21 protein-coding genes are annotated in these 22,423 nt (G+C 69.7%); 8 read left to right on the top strand and 13 right to left on the bottom strand.

Annotated features, from left to right (window positions below; translation table 11 throughout):
- The first annotated feature begins 34 nt into the window (after positions 1-34).
- The 3 genes from EOV43_RS14105 (at position 35) to EOV43_RS14095 (ending at position 4,132) form a co-directional block, all read left to right on the top strand.
- Complete coding sequence (locus EOV43_RS14105; protein ID WP_128221858.1) at positions 35-664, top strand: hypothetical protein; 630 nt, start codon at positions 35-37, stop codon at positions 662-664.
- Positions 665-729: 65 nt separating this feature from the next.
- Positions 730-2,286: a DUF7059 domain-containing protein gene (locus tag EOV43_RS14100; protein ID WP_128221857.1), complete on the top strand. Its 1,557-nt coding sequence runs from the start codon at positions 730-732 to the stop codon at positions 2,284-2,286.
- Between the two features lie 130 nt (positions 2,287-2,416).
- A complete protein-coding gene (locus EOV43_RS14095; protein ID WP_128221856.1) occupies positions 2,417-4,132 on the top strand; it encodes a cation:proton antiporter in 1,716 nt (571 codons plus the stop codon).
- Between the two features lie 33 nt (positions 4,133-4,165).
- Here EOV43_RS14095 and EOV43_RS14090 read toward each other — a convergent pair whose 3' ends face one another.
- The 12 genes from EOV43_RS14090 to EOV43_RS14035 all read right to left on the bottom strand — a co-directional run bounded on the left by EOV43_RS14090 (position 4,166) and on the right by EOV43_RS14035 (position 14,460).
- Positions 4,166-4,978 (bottom strand): urease accessory protein UreD, encoded by an 813-nt coding sequence (locus tag EOV43_RS14090; protein WP_164878659.1) that lies wholly within the window; start codon positions 4,976-4,978, stop codon positions 4,166-4,168.
- The gene (ureG, locus tag EOV43_RS14085; protein ID WP_128221854.1) at positions 4,968-5,729 is read right to left on the bottom strand and encodes an urease accessory protein UreG; all 762 of its coding nucleotides are present in this window, start codon (positions 5,727-5,729) and stop codon (positions 4,968-4,970) included. Before ureG ends, EOV43_RS14090 begins: the two co-directional genes overlap by 11 nt.
- Positions 5,722-6,399: an urease accessory protein UreF gene (locus EOV43_RS14080; RefSeq protein WP_128221853.1), complete on the bottom strand. Its 678-nt coding sequence runs from the start codon at positions 6,397-6,399 to the stop codon at positions 5,722-5,724. The genes ureG and EOV43_RS14080 overlap by 8 nt, the downstream gene beginning before the upstream one ends.
- 12 nt (positions 6,400-6,411) lie before the next feature.
- Positions 6,412-8,112 carry an urease subunit alpha gene (locus EOV43_RS14075; protein WP_128221852.1) on the bottom strand — a complete coding sequence of 567 codons (1,701 nt, stop codon included), beginning with the start codon at positions 8,110-8,112 and terminating at the stop codon, positions 6,412-6,414.
- Positions 8,105-8,482, bottom strand: a complete 378-nt coding sequence (ureB, locus tag EOV43_RS14070) for an urease subunit beta (protein ID WP_128221851.1) — start codon at positions 8,480-8,482, stop codon at positions 8,105-8,107. The genes EOV43_RS14075 and ureB overlap by 8 nt, the downstream gene beginning before the upstream one ends.
- Before the next feature lie 10 nt (positions 8,483-8,492).
- Complete coding sequence (locus EOV43_RS14065; RefSeq protein ID WP_128221850.1) at positions 8,493-8,798, bottom strand: urease subunit gamma; 306 nt, start codon at positions 8,796-8,798, stop codon at positions 8,493-8,495.
- Positions 8,799-8,801: 3 nt separating this feature from the next.
- Entirely contained in the window at positions 8,802-9,488 is a 687-nt protein-coding gene (locus tag EOV43_RS14060) for an ATP-binding cassette domain-containing protein (protein WP_239022142.1), read from the bottom strand.
- Positions 9,485-10,288: an urea ABC transporter ATP-binding protein UrtD gene (urtD, locus tag EOV43_RS14055; protein ID WP_128221849.1), complete on the bottom strand. Its 804-nt coding sequence runs from the start codon at positions 10,286-10,288 to the stop codon at positions 9,485-9,487. The genes EOV43_RS14060 and urtD overlap by 4 nt, the downstream gene beginning before the upstream one ends.
- Positions 10,285-11,445 (bottom strand): urea ABC transporter permease subunit UrtC, encoded by a 1,161-nt coding sequence (gene urtC / locus EOV43_RS14050; protein WP_128221848.1) that lies wholly within the window; start codon positions 11,443-11,445, stop codon positions 10,285-10,287. Before urtC ends, urtD begins: the two co-directional genes overlap by 4 nt.
- Positions 11,442-12,326: an urea ABC transporter permease subunit UrtB gene (gene urtB, locus EOV43_RS14045; RefSeq protein WP_128221847.1), complete on the bottom strand. Its 885-nt coding sequence runs from the start codon at positions 12,324-12,326 to the stop codon at positions 11,442-11,444. Before urtB ends, urtC begins: the two co-directional genes overlap by 4 nt.
- A gap of 99 nt (positions 12,327-12,425) precedes the next feature.
- Positions 12,426-13,730 (bottom strand): urea ABC transporter substrate-binding protein, encoded by a 1,305-nt coding sequence (gene urtA / locus EOV43_RS14040; RefSeq protein ID WP_239022141.1) that lies wholly within the window; start codon positions 13,728-13,730, stop codon positions 12,426-12,428.
- A gap of 250 nt (positions 13,731-13,980) precedes the next feature.
- Positions 13,981-14,460, bottom strand: a complete 480-nt coding sequence (locus EOV43_RS14035; protein ID WP_128221846.1) for a MarR family winged helix-turn-helix transcriptional regulator — start codon at positions 14,458-14,460, stop codon at positions 13,981-13,983.
- 299 nt (positions 14,461-14,759) lie between these two features.
- Between EOV43_RS14035 and topA the strand changes: the two genes are divergently transcribed.
- Entirely contained in the window at positions 14,760-17,555 is a 2,796-nt protein-coding gene (topA, locus tag EOV43_RS14030) for a type I DNA topoisomerase (protein ID WP_128221845.1), read from the top strand.
- A 206-nt stretch (positions 17,556-17,761) separates the two neighbouring features.
- On the opposite strand, the gene EOV43_RS14025 is transcribed toward topA, so the two are convergent.
- The gene (locus EOV43_RS14025) at positions 17,762-18,097 is read right to left on the bottom strand and encodes a hypothetical protein (protein WP_128221844.1); all 336 of its coding nucleotides are present in this window, start codon (positions 18,095-18,097) and stop codon (positions 17,762-17,764) included.
- A gap of 167 nt (positions 18,098-18,264) precedes the next feature.
- Here EOV43_RS14025 and EOV43_RS14020 point away from each other — a divergent pair, with 167 nt between their 5' ends.
- From EOV43_RS14020 to EOV43_RS14005, 4 genes are read left to right on the top strand one after another with little or no spacing between them, the layout of a single operon-like run.
- Positions 18,265-18,999: a hypothetical protein gene (locus tag EOV43_RS14020; RefSeq protein WP_128221843.1), complete on the top strand. Its 735-nt coding sequence runs from the start codon at positions 18,265-18,267 to the stop codon at positions 18,997-18,999.
- A gap of 54 nt (positions 19,000-19,053) precedes the next feature.
- A complete protein-coding gene (gene tmk, locus EOV43_RS14015; RefSeq protein ID WP_206611336.1) occupies positions 19,054-19,722 on the top strand; it encodes a dTMP kinase in 669 nt (222 codons plus the stop codon).
- A complete protein-coding gene (locus EOV43_RS14010; protein WP_128221842.1) occupies positions 19,722-20,873 on the top strand; it encodes a DNA polymerase III subunit delta' in 1,152 nt (383 codons plus the stop codon). The genes tmk and EOV43_RS14010 overlap by 1 nt, the downstream gene beginning before the upstream one ends.
- Positions 20,870-22,414, top strand: a complete 1,545-nt coding sequence (locus tag EOV43_RS14005; RefSeq protein WP_128221841.1) for an alpha/beta hydrolase — start codon at positions 20,870-20,872, stop codon at positions 22,412-22,414. Before EOV43_RS14010 ends, EOV43_RS14005 begins: the two co-directional genes overlap by 4 nt.
- Positions 22,415-22,423 lie beyond the last annotated feature (9 nt).

Here is a 22,423-nt window from a genome sequence, read left to right as displayed (position 1 = left end):
GACGTGAGGGCGTCCGCCTGTTCTGGGGGAGAGCATGGACCAGCGTCACACCACCCGTCGTCAGACCACCCGTCCGCACAGCGCACGTCGTCGGAGCAGCGCCACGGCGCTGGCCGTCGTCCTTGCCGCGGGACTCTTCGCCGGGTGCTCGGCCGACGGTGAGGACTCGACCGCCGAGGTCGACTACGTCGACGCGGTCGCGAAGGAGTGGCAGCGCACCAAGGGCAGCGGCGTCACCGAGGCGCAGGCGCGGTGCTGGGGCCAGAAGGTCGTCGACCGCGTCGGGATCGATCGGGTGCGTCGCACCGGGCTGCCCAGCGACTTCGGATCCCAGAGCGTCGACCTCGACTTCCCCCAGCTCGGTCTGGACGCGGCCGAGGCGTCGGCGGTCTACGACGACTTCGGTGCTTGCGGCGCCGACCTCGCCGCCGATCGTGCCCGGGTGGTCGACACCATCGGCCTGCCGGACGAACTGGCCGGCTGCATGGCCGACGGCATCAGCGAGGAGACGATGGCGAAGTTCTTCCGCACCTCGCTGGAGAGCGGCCAGAAGCAGGCCAGCGAGACGATGCTCCAGGACGAAGCCCTCGAGAGCGCGATGATGGGGTGCGTCGACGCCCTCGACCCCGCGACCAAGGACCTGTTGGCCGAGACCACCGAGTGACGCGTGCGGCCGGCGTCGGGCCGCGCCGGCTCGTGGCGGAGGCGCACAACTGCGAGGATTGACCCATGTCCTCGACTGATGCGCGCCCCGAGACGTTCCTCGCCGACCTCGACCTGGCTCCTCGCCTGCGGTCGGTCCTGACCACGGTCGGATTCACCTTCGACGCCGTTGCCGATCTCCTCGGCGACCGGGCCCACACCGCGTTGGGCCGCAACGAGACCACACCCGGCGAGCGTGTGACCCGTGGCGGGACTCCGCTGGAGACCCTCACCCGTCTGTTCCTGCTGCAGCGTCCGGTGACGCGTGCCCACGCCGACGCGGCGTTCGAGGACCTCGTCGACGAGCTCGTCACCGCCGGCATCCTCACCGTCCTCGACAACGGTGACGTCAAGGCTGTCGCCGACATCCGTCCCTACGCCGTCGAGGATCTCGATGACGCCAGCGAGACCGGTTTCTCCGAGCGCGACCTGTGGGTCGTCTCCGACCTCACCCCCGGCATGGACGGCGCCGGCAACAAGGTCGACGGCGACTACGTCCTGGGCATCTCCCCGGCCTCGACGTCGCTGGCCCAGATGACGATGCGTGGCCCGGTGGGTCGCGCCCTCGACCTCGGCACCGGCTGCGGCGTGCAGTCCCTGCACCTGGCCGCGCACGCCGACGAGGTCGTCGCGACCGACGTCAACGCCCGCGCTCTCGCGGTGGCCCGCTTCAACGCGGCCCTCAACGGCATCGAGACCATCGACGTGCGTGACGGTTCGTTCTTCGAGCCCGTCGCCGGTGAGAAGTTCGACCTGATCGCCACCAACCCGCCGTTCGTGATCTCCCCGGCCACCGGTGAGCGGCTCGTCTACCGCGACTCCGGTCTGCCGGGTGACTCCGCGGTCGCGCACATCGTCACCACCGGTCCCGAGCACCTCAACGAGGGCGGCTGGCTGCAGATCCTCGCCAACTGGGCGATCGCCGAGGGCCAGCCCTGGGACGAGCGCCTCGCCGCGATGCTGCCCGAGGGCACGTCCGCCTTCGTCGTCCAGCGCGAGATCCTCGACCCGGCGATGTACGTCGAGTTGTGGCTCAAGGACGCCGGTCAGCACGGTGGCCCCGACTATCCCGAGCGCTACGACACCTGGGTGGCGTGGATGGAGGAGCAGGGCATCGAGGGTGTTGGCTTCGGCTGGATCAACGTCCGCAAGGACGTCCCCGGCGTCGGTGCGCAGGGCGTGCGCGAGTTCGTGGAGTGGCCCTACGACGTCGAGCAGCCGATCGCTCCGGTCTTCGAGCAGTGGGAGGCCGCGCAGGACGCGCTCGCCGGTGTCGGCTCGCTGGAGGCGCTGGCCGAGGAGAAGCTCGTCGTCCGCAACGACGTCCGTCAGGAGTCCCAGGGTGCTCCGGGCGAGGAGGACCCCGAGACCATCGTGATCCGTCAGCAGCGCGGGCTGCGTCGGGCGCGTCAGGTCAACACGGTCGAGGCTGCGCTCGTGGGTGCCTCCGACGGTGACCTGACGGTCCGTCAGATCCTCGACGCGGTCGCCCAGATCATGGGTGTCGATGCCGCCGAGACCCGCGCGCAGGCGCTGCCGGCAGTGCGCGAGATGGTGAACGAGGGCTTCCTCGAACTCTCCTGACCTACCTGTTCCTTTATCGGCTCTGCGGAGTCACGCACCAGTCAAAAGTGTCGTGAGAACGGCCTCTTTGCAGCACTTTTGACTGGTGCGTGACGCTCGGGTGTCACACGCACAGGCATAGGGTCGTGGTGTGCACCACGAACTCCTGCTGATCGTCGGTGGCGGCCTGGCCGTCATCATCACCGCGGCGGTGCTCGCACGACGCACGGGCGTCGCGGCACCGCTCCTGCTCCTGGCCCTCGGCGTGGGCGCGGCCTACCTGCCGAACGTCCCCGAGATCGAGGTCGAGCCCGAACTCATCCTCGCCGGCGTCCTGCCACCGCTGCTGTACGCCTCAGCGGTACGCATGCCGATCCTCGACTTCCGCCGCAACGCCGGGCTCATCACCTGGCTCTCGGTGGGGCTGGTGATCGTCTCGGCCCTGGTGGTGGGCTTCGTCGTCCACGCCGTCTTCCCCGACATCCCGCTGGCGCTCGGCATCGCGTTGGGCGCGGTCCTGAGCCCGACGGACGCGGTCGCGGCGACCGCGATCGGTAAACGTCTCGGCCTCCCGCCCCGTCTGATGACGGTCCTGGAGGGCGAGTCGCTGGTGAACGACGCCTCCGCGCTGGTGCTGCTGCGTGCCTCGCTGGCAGCGGTGTCGGTGGGTTCCTTCAGTCTGTTCTCGACGACGGTCTCGTTCCTTTGGGCCGTCGTCGGCGCGGTGCTCGTGGGCCTGCTGGTCGGGTGGGCGACGGCCGCGTTGCGGACCAAGCTCGACGACCCGGTCCTCAACACGACGATCTCGTTCGCGGTGCCGTTCCTGGCGTTCTTCCCGGCCGAGGAGATCGGATCGTCGGGCGTCCTCGCCGTCGTCGTCGCCGGTCTGGTGACCGGCCACCTGGGCATGAAGAACTTCTCCGCCCACGACCGTCACTCCGAATCGACCAACTGGGCGACGGTGAACTTCGTCCTGGAGTCCGCGGTCTTCCTGCTGATGGGTCTCGAACTTCCTGCGCTCATCGACGACGCCTCGGGCGCCGAGGGCTGGAGCGACCTGTGGACGCTGGTGGCGCTGCTCGTGGGGATGCTGGTGGTGCTGCGCTTCGTCGGCGTGGGCGTCCCGTTGTGGGTGGTCAGCCGCCGCAGTGAGGAACGACGCGAACGCACCGAGCAGTGGGTTGACGCCGTCGGCGACCGGATCGAGGGCTGGGACCCGCAGACCCAGACCCAGGAGATTCGGCTGGGTCGGATCCAGAAGCGGCTGGCGAAGACCAGCGCCAACGTCGCGTTCCAGCGTCGTGAACCGATCACGAAGAAGGGCGGCGTCGTGATCGCCTGGGCCGGCATGCGTGGCGTGGTCACGCTGGCCGCCGCACAGTCGATCCCCGCCGACGTCGAACACCGTTCGTTCCTGGTGCTGGCCGCGTTCGTGGTCGCGGTGATCACCCTGGTCGGTTTCGGTGGCACGCTCCCGGCGCTGATCCGCCGCACCGGCCTGAGCGCGAAGCCGTCCAAGGCCCGCAACGCCGAAGTGGTGGCACTGATGAGCCAGCTCGGCGACCGCACCTACGAGCAGTTGGGCCCGCTCGAGTCCGCCAAGGTCGACGGCGTCCCGCTGGAGCCCGAGATGGTCGAGATGCTCAACGGCCGCTTCCTGCCGCTGCTGCAGGGCGCCCAGGCCGACATCAAGCACCGCAAGCCCGGTGTGTGGGGTCGCGCCGTGATCGTCCAGCGCCGCTACCTCGCCGCCATGCAGGAGGCGCTCTGGGAGGAACGCTCCATCGGCGCGTTCTCCTCGGGCACCTACGCCGCCGCGCAGGCGGTGCTTGACCGCGAGGAACGACGCCTCAACCCGCTCGACTGAGCAGGTCGAGCACTGAGGCGGTCTGCCGCGTGGTCAGTTGTCGACGCTGGGAGCCCTCTCCGTGTCGACAACTGACCACTCCCGCTCACCGGTGAGGTGAGCGAAGAGCCGGTCCAGAGCCCCGGCGGCGTGGTGGGCGTCCTGCGCGAGTGAGCGCCACAGGGTGTCGCCGCTGGCGAGGTCCAGACGCGTCGGCGCACCCTCGACGACGTCGGCAGCACTGCGCGCCGGGACCGGCAACGGCCCCAACGCCATCACTTGGTCGAGCACACGGTGGCTGACCGCTCCGGCCAGGGCGAGGTCGGCGCAGGCCAGATCGGTGGAGTGGAGCTCTTCGGCCAGCACCGGACGTCCGTCGCGCGTCACGTGGGTGTGTGCGACCAAGCGGCCCGGCGCCTCCCCGTGACGGCCCAGCACCAACGTCTCGCGCAGCACTGCCTTCGCGCCGACGTCCAGGGCCACCGACGTGTGCCGCACGACGTCGGAACCAGCGGAGCTGACCCACGGCCACGTGTGGTGGGTGAACGTCGCGCCCGCACCGACCTCCACCGACGTGCGCCACGACGCGGAACCACCGCGCATGTCGTGCGCGATCGTCCCGCCGGTCTCGGTGAGGTCCAGCCGCAGCCCGGCATCGACGCTGATCTCCAACGCGACGTCGTCCCCGGCCAGCAGCAACATCCGTGACGGCACCACCTGGACCCGGGCGCCGTGGGCGTCGCGGGCCAGCAGCATCGCCCGGAACACGCCACCGCCACCGCGCAGCCGTACCGCGCCACCGGGGGTACGGGTCAGGCGCAGGCGCGTGACCGCGGTGGTGCGAGCCTCGGGGAACTCAGTGAACATGCAGACCTGTCCCGTCATGTGAGTGCGAGTGCGGCGCCATCGGTCCCGGATCACTCGGCACCAACGCCCCCGCGACGTGGGAGGCGACCTGCCCACGCACCCACGTCAGGAGTTCGTCGACGGAGCTCTCGTCGGTCCGTGACAGCGCCACCACCGGACCACCGTCGCGGGCGGCGATCGCGTCGGACTTCATCCGCACCTCATCCACGCCGACGTACGGCGCCAGGTCGGTCTTGTTGACCACCAGCAGGTCGGCGCGCTCGATCCCGGGCCCGCCCTTGCGAGCGACGTCCCCGCCACCCGCGACGTCGATCAGGAAGATCTGGGTGTCCACCAGTGCTGGGGAGAAGGTGGCGGTCAGGTTGTCCCCACCGGACTCCACCAGCACCAGGTCCAACGGTGTCCCGGCCGCGGCACCGGCGGCTTCGAGGTCCTCCACCGCGATCAGGTTGGCGGTGACGTCGTCCCGGATCGCGGTGTGCGGGCACGCGCCGGTCTCCACCGCCACGATCCGTGACGCGTCCAGGACGCCTGCGGCGCGGATCATCCGGGCGTCCTCGTCGGTGTAGATGTCGTTGGTGACGACGCCGATCTCCAGCTCGGCCGACAGCCGCGCGCACAGCAGCATGATCAGCGAACTCTTGCCGGTGCCGACGGGCCCGCAGACGCCCAGTCGGAGCGTGCGACGCGGGGTGGGTACGGGCGGGACGGATGCAGCGAGGACGGATGCAGCGAAGACGGACTCAGGCACTGAACAACCTCCGGGTGGTGTGGGCGTGACGTTCGGCGTGCTCCTCGAGCACGGGGGCGTTGCGGGACGGGACCTGCTCCGGTGAGGTGACGTCGGCGACCGCCGCCACGGCGGCGTCGATGTCGTCGAAGGCGTTCACCACCCAGGTGGTCGCCTCGGCCGGGTCGAGGGGCAGCAGTTTGAGAGCGGCAGCCACGACGGTCTGGACGTCGTCGTAGGCCACCAGCCGTGCAGTGGTCGCGGCGTCGACGCCGCCGAGGCCACAGAGGACACCCAGCACCACCGGACGTGGCGGCTCGGGCGGGAACTCCAGCAGCCGCACCTGCGGCACCAGCCGTGGAGCCAACCGGAGCAACGCCCGCCCCAACGTCCTCGAGGTGCGTCGCATCGCGGCCGAGGGGGTCCTGGCCGCCCACACCTCCTGCACTGCGGCCAAGGACTCCTCGCCCCACGACTCCCCGGCCAGCACCGAGGCCCGCGCCAGCACGGCGGTGGCCGCCTCGGTCCGGACGACGGTGCGCAGCCGCAACGTCAGGAACGACGGGATCGTCGCCGCCGTCACCGTCCCCGCCACGAGCGCCGGTTCCAGCCCCGAGGACTGGGTGTGGCCCGCGACGGGCAGCCGCACGTCGGCCAGCAACGCGGCGAGGAGTTCGGGGTGCAGGGTCATCGTCGCCCCGTCTCAGAACATCGAGTACAGCTGCGCCAACGGCAGCCGGGTCGCAGGGGAGGGGACGACGAGTTCGCCCTCGACGGTGATCGCGAACGTCTCCGGGTCGACGCTGATCGCCGTCAACGCATGGTTGTTGACCATGTCGGCCTTCGTCAGGTGCCGGGTGGGCCGCACCCCCGCCAGACGACGACGCAGACCCAAGGTCTGCGCCAGACCGGCGTCGAGCGCGGCGGGGGAGACGAAGGAGACCGAGTGGTCGGCGCCGCCCTGCACCAGCGCGGGCCGCAGCAGTACCGGCTGAGGCGTCGGGATGGAGGCGTTGGGGTCACCGAGCGCGCCCCACACGAGCGCGCCGCCCTTGACGACCACCTCGGGACGAATCCCGAAGAAGCGCGGGTCCCAGAGCACCAGATCGGCCATCTTGCCGGGCTCCACCGAGCCGACCTCGTGGTCGATGCCGTGCGCGATCGCCGGGTTGATCGTGTACTTCGCGACGTAGCGTCGGGCCCGTTCGTTGTCGGCCGGGAGGTTCTCCCCGAGCCGTCCGAAGCGCTGCTTCATGGCGTGCGCGACCTGCCAGGTCCGGCAGATCACCTCACCGATCCGGCCCATCGCCTGGGCGTCGGAGGAAGTGATGCTCATGGCGCCGAGGTCGTGCAGGAGGTCCTCGGCGGCGATCGTGGTCTCCCGGATCCGGGATTCGGCGAACGCGAGGTCCTCAGGCACGGCCGGGTTGAGGTGGTGGCAGACCATCAGCATGTCGAGGTGCTCGGCGACGGTGTTGACGGTGTGCGGCAACGTCGGGTTGGTCGAGCCGGGGATGACGTTGGGGTGCGAGCAGACGCTGATGATGTCGGGTGCGTGCCCGCCGCCAGCGCCCTCGGCGTGGAAGGCGTGGATGCCGCGTCCGTCGATCGCGGCCAGCGTCGATTCGAGGAACCCGGCCTCGTTGAGGCTGTCGGAGTGCAGCGTCACCTGCAGGCCGTGCTCGTCGGCGGCTCGCAGGGCCGCGTCGATCGCTGCGGGCGTCGATCCCCAGTCCTCGTGGACCTTGAACGCGGCCGCCCCCGCGAGGGCCTGTTCGGCCAGCCCGGCCGCGGAGACGGTGTTGCCCTTGCCCATCAGCAGGACGTTGACGGGCAGGTCGTCCAGGGCCCGGTGCACCGCGTGCAGGTGCCACGGGCCGGGCGTCACGGTGGTCGCCTTGGAGCCCTCCGACGGGCCGGTGCCACCTCCGCCGACGGTGGTGGTGCCGGTCGCGAGCGCCTCGGTGATCTGCGACTGGGAAAGGAAGTGGACGTGCACGTCGACGGCTCCGGCGGTGAGGATCTTGCCCTCCCCGGAGATCACGTCGGTGCCGGGACCGATCACCAACGACGGGTGCACGCCGTCGGCGACGTCGGGGTTCCCGGCGCGTCCCAACGCGACGATCCGTCCGCCCCGGATCCCGACGTCGGCCTTCACGATCCCCCAGTGGTCGAGGACCAGGGCGTTGGTGACGACGGTGTCGAGCGCCCCCTCGGCGCGGGTCGCGGTGGACTGCGCCATCGACTCCCGGATCGACTTCCCGCCACCGAAGACGGCCTCCTCGCCGCCAACGGTGCGGTCCTCCTCGACCTGGATCCACAGGTCGGTGTCGCCCAGACGCACCTGGTCCCCGGCGGTGGGGCCGTACAGCGCGGCGTACGCGGTACGCGAGATCTCAACCACGCCGCACCTCCGTCGGGGCGGGGCGCGAGTCGAGGTACTGCCCGCCGGCCCGTGCGGTCTCCACCTGGATCCCCGCCACCCGGCGCCGCCCCCGCAACGTCACCAGCGCGACCTCACGCGAGGCGCCCGGCTCGAACCGCTGCGAGGTGCCCGAGGGCACGTCGAGCCTGAACCCGCGTGCAGCGTCGCGGTCGAAGACGAGAGCGTCGTTGACCTGCGCGAAGTGGACGTGGCTGCCCACCTGGACGGGCCGGTCGCCGGTGTTCACGACGACGACGCGGAGTCGTTCGGCGTCGGCCCGGTCGCCGTTGAGGACGACGGTGCCGGGGGCGGTGCGGACGGCACCGGGGCCGTCGTTCGAGAGACTCATCCGTTCCTCCTCAGCCGATGGGGTGGTGCAGGGTGACGAGCTTGCGACCGTCGGGGAACGTGGCCTCGACCTGGACGTCGTGGATCATCTCGGCGACGCCCGGCATCACGTCGTCGCTGGTCAGGACCTCGCGCCCGGCCTCCATGAGGTCGGCGACGCTGGCGTCACCGTCGCGGGCTCGCTCGATCACCCAGCAGGCCAGCAACGCCACCGACTCAGGGTGGTTGAGCTTCACGCCGCGGGCCAGCCGGTCCCGGGCGACCATCCCGGCCACGCTCAGCAGCAACTTTTCGGTGTCGGCAGGGGTCAGGTGCACGGCTCAGACCGCCATCACGGCACGGACCTCGTCGGCCGCCCCCGCCCCGGCCTCGCCGGTGGAGGTGACGCGACCTGAGACCAGGACGCTGTAGGTCTGGCTGGCCCGCATCGCGAACCCGACGTGCTGTTCCACGAGCAGCACCGACAGGTCACCGCGACGGGTGAGGTCGATGATGACCTGCTCGATCTCGGCGACGACGTTGGGCTGGATGCCCTCGGTCGGTTCATCCAGGACCAGCATCCGCGGCTTCGTCAGCAGGGTCCGGGCGATCGCGAGCTGCTGACGCTGACCGCCCGAGAGCAGACCGGCGCGACGCTGCAGCAGCGACGTCAGCGCCGGGAAGAGGTCGAGCATCTCGTCGATCGCGGCGCGGTCGCGGCCCGCGACGAGCTGCAGGTTCTCCAGCGTCGTCATCTGGCCGAACGACTGCTGCCCCTGCGGGACGTAACCCAGCCCGCGTCGCACCCGCTGGTGCGGCGCCATCGCGGTGACGTCCTCGCCGTCGAGGAGCACCTTCCCCGACGTCACGTTGAGCAGCCCGACCGCGGCTCGCAGCAGCGTCGTCTTCCCGGCACCGTTGTGGCCGATCACCGCGACCGCGCCGCCGACAGGGACGCTCAGGGAGACGCCGTGCAGGATCTCGGTGCGGCCGTAGCCGCCGTGGACGTCGACGAGTTCGAGCATCATGCGACTCCTCCCGGAGCGGTGGTTTCGGGGGTGTGGCCCAGGTAGACGCGCTGGACCTCGGGGTCGGCACGGATCTCGTCGACGGTGCCGTGGGCGAGGACCTTTCCGGCGCTCATGACGGTGACGACGTCGGCGTAGGCGCGGACGAAGTCCATGTCGTGCTCGATCACGATGACGGTGCGTTCGGTGCCGATCCGCTGCAGCAGTTCACCTGTCGCGACGCGTTCGTCGGCGCTCATCCCGGCCACCGGTTCGTCGAGGAGCATCACCTGGGCGTCCTGGACGAGCAGCATGCCGATCTCCAGCCACTGCTTCTGCCCGTGCGACAACGTCCCGGCCTGCCGGTCGGCCAGATGCGTCAGCCCCACCACCGCCAACGCCTCCCGCACCCGTGGGGAGACGAACCGACGACGACGCAGCAGTCGTCGGGCAGGGCGGTGCACGCCGCCGGCGATGTCGAGGTTCTGTTCGACGGTGAGCTCCTCGAAGACCGTCGCGGTCTGGAAGGTGCGTCCCACTCCGGCCCGCACGATCTTGTGCGAGGGCAGGGAGAGCAGGTCGGCGTCGCCGTAGTGGGCGGTCCCGGTGGCCTTCACCAGGCCGGTGAGGGCGTCGACGACGGTGGTCTTCCCGGCGCCGTTGGGCCCGATCAGGAAGTGCACCTGACCCTGCAGCAGCGTCAGGTCCACACCGTCGACAGCCACGAACCCGTCGAAGACGACCCGGATGTCGCGGACCTCCAGGTAGTCCTTGCGGCCAACGCTGGGGGAGCCGGTGGGAGCGGTGGTCTGGGTGCTCATGCGGGTACCTCCTTCTTGCTCCGCCGGGTCAACAACTGGGCGATCCCGCCGGGGAGAAGCAGCACGACGAAGACGAACAACGCCCCCTGGAAGTAGCTCCACGACCCGGGGAACGACTCCGACAGGTACGTCTCGGCGTACCCGATGACGAGGGCTCCGACGGCCGGCCCGAGCAGCGAGGCACGTCCACCGAGGGCGACCCCGGCGACCATCGCGATCGAGGCGGTGACACCCACCTGCTCGGGCGAGATGATCCCGACGATCGGCACGAACAGGGCGCCACCGATCGCGGCGAGCACGGCGGCGACGACGTAGGCGACGGTCTTGATGTTGGCCGGGTCGTGGCCCAGGAACCGGACCCGTTCCTCGGCGTCACGGGTGGCGACCAGCAGCTCACCGAAACGGGTCGAGTTGAGCCACGACGTCAGCGCGACAGCGGCCAGCAGGGTCCCGGCGGCAAGGAAGTAGAGCATCTGCTGGTTGGCCGGGTCGTAGAGCGAGTAGCCGAAGAAGCTCTGGAAGTTGTTGAGACCGTTGAAGCCACCGGTCGTCTTGACCTGCCCGATCAGCAGCAGCGCGAACGCCGCGGTGAGGGCCTGCGACAGGATCGCGAAGTAGGCGCCCTTGACCCGACGCTTGAAGATCGCCAGCCCGAGCAGACCGGCCACGGCAGCGGGGACGACGACGATCGCCACCAGCGTCACCACCGGGGACCGGAACGGCTCCCACCAGGTCGGCATGACGCCACCGGCGTAGAGGTTCATGAAGTCGGGGATGCCTTCGGGGCCCGCGTCGGCCAGCAGCATGTGCATCGCCATCGCGTAGGCGCCGAGCCCGAAGTAGATGCCCTGACCCAGGACGAGCATCCCGCCGCGACCCCAGGCCAGACCGATCCCGACGGCAGCGATCGCCCAGCAGCAGTACTTGGCCAGCAGCCCGAGTCGGAACGGCTCCAGGACGGCCGGTGCGACGAGCAGCAGCGCGAGGGCCAGGACGACGTAGCCCACCAGCGCACCCGAGGGGCGCCATCCGCCGGAGACGTCCGGGGGCGCGGTGCGCCAGGTCCGCGGCCCCGTGGTGCCCAGCGCAGCGGTGGCGGCAGCGGTCTCCGTCGTGCCGGCGGGAGTGTGACCGGCGGGAGTGTGAGTGGTGCTCATGCGAGGCTCCTGGTCCGCACCGCGAAGATGCCCTGGGGACGTACCTGGAGGAAGACCACGATCAGGGCCAGCACGATGACCTTGGCCGTCGAACCGCTGGTCGCGTACTCCAGGAAGGACTGACCGACACCGATCACGAACGCCGCGATCACGGTGCCCTTGATCTGACCGATGCCGCCGACGACGACCACCAGGAACGCCTCGACGATGTAGGACGAACCGATCGTCGGACCGGTGGAGCCCAGCAGCGTCAGCGCGACGCCGGCGATCCCGGCCAGACCCGAGCCGAGGAAGAACGTGATCCGGTCGGTGCGTCGGGTGGAGATGCCGAGCGTCTCGGCGAGGTCGCGGTTCTGGACGGTCGCACGGACCTGACGTCCCAGAGCGGTCAGCTTCAGGACCGCCGCGACACCGGCCAACGCAGCCAGCGACAGCGCCAGCAGGAACAGCCGCGACAGCGGGAAGTCGTAGCCCAGGATCGGCACCGAGCCGTCGAGCCACGACGGGCCGGGGACCTCCTTTGCCGGGGCCCCGAAGATGTCGCGGGCGACCTGCTGCAGGACCAGCCCGACGCCGTAGGTGACCAGCAGGGTGTCGAGCGGTCGGCGGTACATCCAGCGCAGCACGCCGGCCTCCAGCGCGACACCCAGCAGACCACCGACGAAGAACCCGACCGGCAGCGCCAGGAGCAGGGACGCCTCGGCGTTCCCGATGATCGTGTTCATGACGTACGCGGTGTACGCGCCGGCCATGAGGAACTCGCCGTGGGCCATGTTGATGACGCCCATCTGGCCGAACGTCAACGTCAGGCCGATGGCGATGAGGAGCAGGACCCCACCGGCGGAGAGGCCGGTGAACACCTGCGACAGGAACACGTCCATGAGGACTCCTGGGGTGGGAACGAGTGGGGCGGACGACGTGCGGGGCGTCCGTCCCCGGCGCGGGGCCGGGGACGGACGCGGGGACTCAGCGGTGCTGGGTCACTTGGCTTCCCACCAGTCGTAGGACTTCAGGTAGGGGTCGGGCTCGATGGGCGTGGGGGAGTTCCAGACGGTCTTGATCAGGCCGTCGGACTGGATCTCGCCGATCAGCGCGGTCTTGGCGATGTGGTGGTTCTCGCCGTTGACGGTGACGCTGCCCTCGGGGGCTTCGAAGGTGGTGCCGCCGGCGGCCTCCTGGACCTTCGCGACGTCGAAGGAGTTGGCCTTCTCGACCATCGCCTTCCACAGGTACAGCGAGGTGTAGGCCGCCTCCATCGGGTCCGACGTGACCGCCTTGTCGCCGTTGGCCTTCTTGAACGCGGCCACGAACTTCTCGTTCGCGGGGCTCTCGACGGTCTGGTAGTAGTTCCAGGCCGTGTACTGGCCGACGAGCTTGTCGACACCGACGCCGGGGACCTCCTCCTCGGCGATCGAGACCGAGACGACCGGCATCTTCGCCGCCGTCAGGCCCTTGCCCTTGTACTCCTTGAAGAACGCGACGTTGGAGTCACCGTTGAGGGTGTTGAAGACGGCGTCGGCGCCGGCCTGCTTGACCTTGTCGACGACGGTGCCGAAGTTGGTCGAGCCGAGCTCCTGGTACTCCTCGCCCTTGACCTCGATGCCGTGGGCGGCGGCGTACTTCTTGATGATCTCGTTGGCGGTGCGCGGGAAGACGTAGTCGGAACCGACCAGGAAGATCGACGTGATCTTCTTCTCGTCCTTGAGCCAGTCGAGCGCCGGGACGATCTGCTGGTTGGTGGTGGCGCCGGAGTAGAAGATGTTCTTGCTGGCCTCCAGCCCCTCGTACTGGACGGGGTAGAAGAGCAGCGAGTTCTTCGCCTCGAAGACGGGCAGCATCGCCTTGCGGGAACTGGAGGTCCAGCCGCCGAAGACCGCGGCCACGCAGTCACTCTCGATCAGCTTGCCGGCCTTCTCGGCGAAGACGGTGGGTTCGGACGCGCCGTCCTCGCTGACCACGTCGAGCTTCTTGCCGAGCACGCCACCTGCGGCGTTGATCTCCTCGGCCGCCATGCTCAGCGACTTGAACACGGTGGTCTCGCTGATCGCCATCGTTCCCGAGAGCGAGTTCAGGAAGCCGACCTTGACGCTGTCCCCGCTGGTGTCGACGCAGGACGTGGCCTCCGTGGTCTCGCCGGCCTTCGCGCCGCAGGCCGCGGTGGACAGGGCGAGCGCGAGGACGGCGACGACCCCGGCGGCGCGACGGCCGCGGGGGTTGCGGACGGTGTCCGTGGGGGTGCCAGCAGGGGAGGCAGGCGGTGGTGAGGTGACGGTGGTGATGCGCACGAGTGATTCCCTCCTGGGCGCCCTGGGCAGGCGCTTCCGAATGGGTTCAATCTCGTGACGTGCTGTTTCGGCCGCGTGTCCTCGTCGTCACTTCTCCGTCACTGATCGAGGGGCGATGTTTCGCGCCGGGAAGCCCTTTTCCGGGTATGGGCGGGTGGGTCAGGGAGGTGGCCGCACGACGCACGAACGCCCCGCCACCTGCACCGGAGTGCGGGACGGGGCGTCGTGAAGGACCTCGCGCGAAGGCGTCTCACCAAGCGGTGAGGAGCTCCGGAACGGCAGCGAGGTCAGCGGTCAGGCTGGCGAATCGCTGCTCGCCGATCGCGGCGGCGAGCTGGGCGTGCACCTCGCGCTCGGTGGAGTCGACCTGCTGCCAGACCCGGTGGCCGTCCTCGGAGAGCGACGCCACGACGCGCCGACGGTCCTCGGGGCTCGCCAGTCGGATCACCAGACCACGCGCGACGAGGCGATCGACGTGACGGGTCAGGCTGGCGGGCGGCAGGACAGCGCGCTCGGCGAGCTGTGTCATCGTCTGCTCGGGCTCGGCGGCCAGGGCTGCGACCACACGCCACCGCTCGATCGTGAGGTCATGGGTGTCGAGCAACGGAGCGATCCGGGCAGCGACGTGCTGGGTCATGACGTGCTCGGTCCGACGCAGCAGCAGCGCGAACGAGGGGGACGGGCAGGGGACGCTGTGGTGGGACGACCCGGGGCTGGTCAGGTCCGACATGCGCGACGGTCACCTCTTTCTGGGTGTTCCGGCGTTCTGGGGGGGGAATGGCCACTGGGGCTGGCGGGCGCCAGTGGTCTGGACCAACCCTAGGTCAGCCCGCTCCCGACCGAGGACCTGCGCCCTGGAGTTGGACCGTGTGGCACGCTCTCGCCCCGGTGCTGCTCAGTGGCACCGCCGTACCGTTCACGGTGCGTCCGGCAGGATGGGCGAGCCCGCCTGACCGTGCCGCAGCCGCTGTGTCGCGCTAACGTGTCGGCGTCCGGCCCGCGTCGCGGTGTCGAAGAAGAAGCAAGGGAATGCCTGTGGCACACAAACTGGTCATCGTGGAGTCGCCCACCAAGGCCACCAAGATCGGTCAGTACCTCGGTGCGGGGTACGTGGTGGAGTCCTCGATCGGTCACATCCGTGACCTGCCGCAGAGCGCTGCCGAGACTCCGGCGTCCATCAAGGACAAGCCGTGGGGTCGTCTGGGCGTGGACGTCGAGAACGGGTTCGAGCCGTACTACGTGGTGCCGCGCGACAAGAAGGCGCACATCACGAAGCTGAAGAAGCTCCTCAAGGACGCCGACGAACTCTTCCTCGCCACCGATGAGGACCGTGAGGGGGAGGCCATCGCCTGGCACCTCCTCGACGAGCTCAAGCCCAAGGGCATCCCGGTGCGCCGCATGGTGTTCCACGAGATCACCAAGCCCGCGATCCTCGCCGCCGCGGAGAACCCCCGCGAACTCGACATGCACCTCGTCGAGGCGCAGGAGACGCGCCGCATCCTCGACCGCATCTACGGTTACGAGGTCTCCCCGGTGCTGTGGAAGAAGGTCATGAGTGGCCTCTCCGCGGGCCGCGTGCAGTCGGTGGCGACCCGCCTCGTCGTCGACCGCGAGAAGGAGCGGATGAAGTTCCGCGTCGCCTCGTACTGGGACCTCGAGGGCACCTTCGACGGTGGCGCCGACGTCGAGCCGCGGATGTTCCCGGCCAAGCTGCACTCCGTGGACGGCAAGCGCGTCGCCCGGGGATCGGACTTCACCCAGGGCGGTGAACTCAAGGGCGCCAAGGACGGGTCGGGCAGCGTCGTCCACCTCGACCGCAAGGCGGCCGAGGACCTCGGTGACTCCCTGCGTCAGACCTCCTTCGAGGTCCGCTCGGTCGAGTCGAAGCCGTACAAGCGTTCTCCCTACGCCCCGTTCCGCACCACGACGCTGCAGCAGGAAGCCGGTCGCAAGCTCGGCATGAGCGCCTCGGTAACCATGTCCGTCGCGCAGCGTCTGTACGAGAACGGTTTCATCACCTACATGCGTACCGACTCCACGACGCTCTCGAGCGCCGCGGTCGGTGCCGCCCGTGACCAGGTCCGCGAACTGTACGGCGCCGAGTACCTGCCCGACGTCCCGCGCACCTACGCCTCCAAGGTGAAGAACGCCCAGGAGGCGCACGAGGCGATCCGTCCCGCCGGTGAGTCGTTCAAGACGCCCGCGCAGACCGGTCTCACCGGCGACCAGTTCCGTCTCTACGAACTGATCTGGATGCGCACCGTCGCCTCGCAGATGAAGGACGCCACCGGTCACACCGTCTCGGTCCGCCTCGGTGGCACCGCCTCCGACGGCCGCGACGTCGTCTTCGGTTCCTCGGGTCGCGTCATCACCTTCCACGGCTTCCTCAAGGCGTACGTGGAGGGCACCGACGACTCCTCCAAGCAGCGCGACGACGCCGAGACGCGTCTGCCCAACCTGACCGAGGGCGCTGCCGTCCAGGCCGCCTCGATCACCCCGTCGGGTCACGAGACCAAGCCGCCGGCCCGCTTCACCGAAGCGACCCTGATCAAGGAGCTCGAGGAGCGCGAGATCGGCCGTCCGTCGACCTACGCCTCGATCATCTCCACGATCATCAACCGCGGGTACGTCTACAAGAAGGGCACCGCCCTGGTGCCGGCGTGGATCGCGTTCTCCGTCATGCGCCTCATGGAGGAGCACTTCGCGCGCCAGATCTCCTACGAGTTCACCGCCGAGATGGAGTCGGTCCTCGACGACATCGCAGGTGGCCGCAAGCAGCGCGTCGCCGAGCTCGACGAGTTCTACAACGGCTCCGACCGTTTCAAGGGCCTGCACCAGTTGGTGACCGGCCTGGGCGAGATCGACGCCCGTGAGCTGGCGACGTTCCCGATCGGCGACCCCGCCGATGGCATCCACCTGCGTGTGGGTCGTTACGGCCCGTACCTGGAGGGTCCCGACGACGAGGGCAACCCGGCTGCGAAGCGTGCCAACGTCCCCGACGACCTCCCGCCGGACGAGCTGACCACCGCGAAGGCGCTGGAACTGCTCGCGAACCCGGCCGGTGAGGAGACCGTCCTGGGCAAGCACCCGGAGTCGGGCTACATGGTGGTGGCCAAGAACGGTCGTTACGGCCCGTACGTCACCGAGGTCCTGCCCGAGGACGTCCCCAAGACCGGCAAGAACGCCGTGAAGGCGCGCACCGGTTCGCTCTTCAAGTCGATGGCGCTCGACACCGTCACCCTCGAGCAGGCGCTGCAGCTGCTGTCGCTGCCTCGCGTGGTCGGCGTGGACGCCGACGGCGTCGAGATCACCGCGCAGAACGGTCGCTACGGCCCGTACCTGAAGAAGGGCACGGACTCGCGCACCATCGCGTCGGAGGAGCAGTTGCTCACGATCACCCTGGACGAGGCGCTGGCGATCTACGCCCAGCCCAAGGCCCGTGGTCGTGCCGCTGCTGCCGCCCCGCTCAAGGAGCTCGGCACTGACCCCGTCTCGGGTCAGCCGATGGTCATCAAGTCGGGTCGCTTCGGCGAGTACGTCACCGACGGTGAGTACAACGCGACGCTGCGCAAGGACGACACGGTCGAGAAGATGACGCTCGAGCGTGGCGCCGAACTCCTCGCGGAGAAGCGTGCCAAGGGGCCGGCCAAGAAGGCTGCGAAGAAGGGCGCCAAGAAGACGGCGACCAAGACCGCCGCCAAGAAGACCGCCACCAAGACCGCTGCGAAGAAGACGGCCGCGAAGAAGACCACTGCGACCAAGAAGGCCACCACCACGACGGCGGCCAAGAAGACGACGAAGAAGGCTGCCTCCACCGAGGCCTGACCTCCCTTCGACGCCGCACCCCACCGGTTTGGGTCGCAGAATCGCCTGATTCACGACTCGAACCGGTGGGGTGCGGCTGTTCCGGGCACAACGAAGGGCCGGGCACCGCGCGCATTCGGTGTCCGGCCCTCGTGCTGTTCGCGGTCAGGGAGAGGAGACCGCCTCGCCGCCGGGGAACGGTCCGGCGACGAAGTTCTGGGAGCGGGTCAGCCCGCGGCGCGCATCCCGTGCCAGTTGCGTCGGGTGCCGCCGGGGTGAGCCAGGCGGGCCTTGCGTTCGGCGTTGAGGTGCGCCTCGGGGTGGTCGGCGTCGACGGCGATCACCTGGACGGTCGCGGCGCCGGCAGCAGCCATCAGGTCGCCTATGCGGCGGCTGGTCCAGCCGTCAGAGCTGGCCAGGACGATTTCGTCGACCACCTGGCCGCGCCGGCCGGTGGTGGAGCGCAGGTCCTGCAGCGCGATGGCGTTGTCGTGACAGGCCTGGGCGACGCCCTGGATCCCTGCTTCGCGGTTGAAGAAGACCGCCTTGACCGACCACAACATCTGGTGCCCCTGACTGCTCGTCCTGTTCCGTCGTTGGTGCTGTGCGGACCTCCTGGCCGGTCCACCCGAGATCAAGTCTGCTCAGCGCGTGTTACCAGCAGGTCGGCACGTGTGTAACGCGTACGTGAACGGTCACGAAGGCGCAGCGTGCCGCCTAGGGTGGCGGCATGGGGACAGCAACGAGCGCCGCCGAGCGGCCCACAGATCCGGCTCCCGGACCGGCGTCGCGCGGCGTCACCAGTCCGACGTGGGCCGTGGCGCGGCGCTGGCTCGCGCTGACGCTCTTCGCCGTCGTCGCCCTGAGCGCGTTGCTGCGGGGCTCGTGGCAGGTTTCGTTCGACGCGTTCGAGGACGGCGTGCGATCCGGTGCCGTGACGCACGTCCGCACCGACATGGGCGACGCGGTGACCGCTGCGGAGGCGGGGGCGCAGGGGAAGCGGACCGTCACGGTGCAGTGGCGCCGGTGGGGTGTCCCGTTCAGCGCCGAGACCGAGGTGCGGCTCCGCGACGCGGCCGCGCTGGAGGCCGAGTGGCAGGCGTCGGTTCCCGAGGGGCTGACGTTCTCCGACGACCTCACGCCGCGTCCGGACGGTTCGTTGGCCGACACGGTGCTGATCCCCGGCTGGGCGGTCCTGACCGTGCTGCTGCTCTACGTCGGCACCGTCGCCCGAATCATCGCCGGAGCCGAGCCGATCCGGATGACCCGCTGGGCGTGGTTCTGGGCGTTGTGGGTGCCGTGGATCGGAGCCGTCGCGTTCTGGGTGTTCGGCGAGGGTGCTCGCCGCGGGGAGGGCCGACAGAAGGTGCCCGGCATCCCGGACCGTCGCGTCACCGGGTGGTTCTGGGTGCTGCTGGGAGTCGGTGTGCCGATGCTCGTCGCGCTGCTCAGCACGATCGGCTGAGCGGCACTTCTGCTGGACGCCGAATCTGACGGCGACCACCCGTAGGGTTGCCCCGTGATCGCCGCACCCGCACCGCTGTACACCTCCACCGGAGTCTTCCTCTGTTTCGAGGGCGGTGAGGGCGCCGGCAAGACCACCCAGTCGCGTCTGCTGGAGGCATGGCTGCGCGAGCGCGGCCACGACGCGCTGCTGACCCGTGAGCCCGGCGGCAGCGAGGTCGGTGCGGAGCTGCGTCGGATCCTGCTCGACCCCGCCACCGGCGACCTCTCCCCGCGCACCGAGGCGCTCGTCTACGCCGCTGACAAGGCCGAGCACGTCGACGCGCTGCTGATGCCTGCGCTGGAGCGTGGCGAGGTGATCGTCTGCGACCGCTACGTCGACTCCTCCCTCGCCTACCAAGGTGCAGGCCGTGCGCTCGACGTCGCCGAACTCGACCCGATGCTGCGCTGGGCCACCCGTGGCCTGCGTCCGCACCTGACGATCCTGCTCGACCTCGCCCCGCAGACCGGACTGGGACGCTTCGAGGAGCGCGACCGGATCGAGGCCGAGGGCATCGAGTTCCACCAGCGCGTCCGCGACGGTTTCCTGCGTCTGGCCGCCGCCGACGCCGAGCACTACCTCGTCCTCGACGCCCGTGCGCCGGTCGAGGAGATCCACGCCGCGATCACCGCCCGCGTCGAGCCGCTGCTCACGCAGGCCGTCCGCGCGGGTGAGGAACGCTGATGGTCGCCCCGATCTGGACCAACCTCGTCGGGCAGTCGCACGTCGCGACCGCGCTCGACCGTGCCGCCCGCGGCGACGGGATGACGCACGCCTGGCTCTTCACCGGCCCGCCCGGCTCGGGACGTTCCAACGCTGCCGTCGCCTTCGCCGCGGCGCTGCAGTGCGAGCAGGGCGGTTGCGGGGAGTGCCACTCCTGCCACACCGTCATGGCGGGCACCCACGCCGACGTCACCGTCGTACGTACTGACGCGCTCGTGATCGCGGTCAAGGACGTCCGCGACCTGGTCCGCAAGGCGGCGCTCTCGCCCAATGGCCAGCGCTGGCAGGTGATCGTGATCGAGGACGCCGACCGCCTCAACGACCACGGCTTCAACGCGCTGCTCAAGGCGATCGAGGAACCCAACGCCCGCACCGTCTGGCTGCTCTGCGCGCCGACCGCCGAGGACGTCCTCGTCACCATTCGTTCGCGCTGCCGCCTCGTCACCCTCAGCACCCCCACCACCGATCAGGTCGCCGGCTACCTGCAGCGCGTCGACGGTGTGCCCGCCGAGCTCGCGCAGCAGGTCGCACAGGCCTCCCAGGGGCACATCGGCCGCGCCCGGGCGCTGGCCCGCGACGAGGAGACCCGCAAGCGTCGTTCCGACGTCGTGCGGATCCCGGCGCGCCTGGGCAGTCTGGGGGCCTGCATGGACGCCGCCGCCACGATCCTCGAGATCGCGAAGGCCGAGACCGACGCGATCACCGTCGAGGTCGAGGCCCGCGAGAAGGCCGAACTCGACCGCTCCTACGGAGTCGAGGGTCGCAGCAAGCGCCCCAAGGAGTACTCACCCGCCCTGCGCGAACTGGAGGCCGGCCAGAAGCGCCGCGCCAAGCGTCGTCTGCTCGACGTCGTGGACCGCTCGCTGACCGAGATCATCTCGGTCTACCGCGACGCGATCACCGTCGGTGTGGGCGCCCGGGTCGGGCTGGTCAACGCAGACATCCACGCCGACGTCGAGACGCTCGCGCGTCGGTCGACGCCGGAGGCGCACCTGCGCCGGATCGACGCCGTGCTCACGGCACGGCAGCAGATGCTCGAGTTCAACGTTCCGCCAGCGATGGCGCTGGAGTCGATGACGGTCGCGTTGCGACTGGAGGGAGACCGTAGATGAAGAAGGCCACGACGCGGATCGTCGCGTTGGTCGCGGTGCTGGCACTCGTGCTGGGCACCATCGCCACCGCCCTGGTGGTGCTGTGGCCGTCGGGGGAGGAGACGCCCGAGACGTTGAAGCCGATCCCTGTTCCGTCGATCGAGCAGACCGACGACCTCACGCCGTTCATGGAGCAGGAGATCCAGTTCGTCCCCTGTTCCACCTCCAATGACGACCTCGAGTGCGCCTGGTTGGCTGTCCCGCTCGACTACGCCGACCCGGCCGGCACCGTGATCAACCTTGCGGTGAACCGGATGGCGTCGCGTGACCCCGAGAAGCGCATCGGCACGCTGGTGGTCAACCCCGGCGGCCCTGGCGGCTCCGGCACGGAGATGGCGGGCAGTGTCGACGCAGTCCTGGGTCGCACCCTGGCGTCGGCGTTCGACGTCGTCGGGTTCGACCCCCGCGGTGTCATGAAGTCGGCGGCACTGGACTGCTACTCCGACGCCGACCTCAACGCCTACGTCGACGCCCCGACGCCCACCACGGCAGCCGAGATCGCGGCCGTCGACGTGGAGGCCAAGAAGTTAGCGGCGGCCTGCCTGGCCAACTCCGGTGAGTTGGCGCGTCACGTCTCCACCATCGAGGCCGTGAAGGACATGGACGTGCTGCGTGCGGCGCTGGGCCAGGAGAAGCTCGACTTCTACGGCGCCTCCTACGGCACCAAGCTCGGCGCCACCTACGCCGAACTCTTCCCTGCACGAGTCGGCAAGTTCGTCCTCGACGGCGGCATGGACCCCACCCTGGAACTCCTCGACCTGTCCTTGGGGCAGGCCAAGGGGTTCGAGATCGCGCTGCGTTCCTACGTGAAGAGCTGCCAGACGAAGAGCGACTGCCCGCTCACCGGTGACGTCGACGCGGGAGTCCAGCAGGTCCGCGACCTGCTGGACTCGATCGAGAAGGGTGAGCTGAAGGCGGGCGACGAGGTCCTCACCTCGGGCGACGCGTTCTACGGCATCGTGACGCCGCTCTACCGCGAGAGCTACTGGACCTTCCTGACGCAGGTGCTCACGCTCGCGCTCGACGGCGACGGCTCGATGCTGCTGTACCTCGCCGACCAGTACCTGGGTCGTGACGGGGAGTCGTTCCTCAACAACTCCCTCGAGGCCAGCGCGGTGATCAACTGTCTCGACGACCCCACCTACGTGACCGCTGACGAGGTGAAGGATTACCTCCCGCGTTTCGAGAAGGCGTCGCCCACGTTCGGTCGGGTGCTGGCCTGGGGCCTGACCAGTTGCCAGGGATTCGGCTTCCCGAAGCCGGAGAAGTTGGAGATCGACGGCGCCGGTGCGGCTCCGATCCTGGTGACCGCGACCACGCGTGACCCGGCGACGCCGTACGCCTGGGGCGTGGCCCTGGCCGAGCAGTTGGAGTCGGGTGTGCTGATCAGCCGCGACGGCGACGGCCACATCGCCTACAACTCCGGCAACACCTGTGTGGACGAGGCCGTTGACGCCTACTTCCTCGACGGCAAGGTGCCCACCGACACCGTCACCTGCTGACTCGGGGCG

It is taken from the genome of Nocardioides yefusunii (assembly GCF_004014875.1).
Taxonomy (GTDB): domain Bacteria; phylum Actinomycetota; class Actinomycetes; order Propionibacteriales; family Nocardioidaceae; genus Nocardioides; species Nocardioides yefusunii.
The sequence above is the reverse complement of the archived record's forward strand: the minus strand, read 5'-3'. Positions and strand labels throughout refer to the sequence as shown.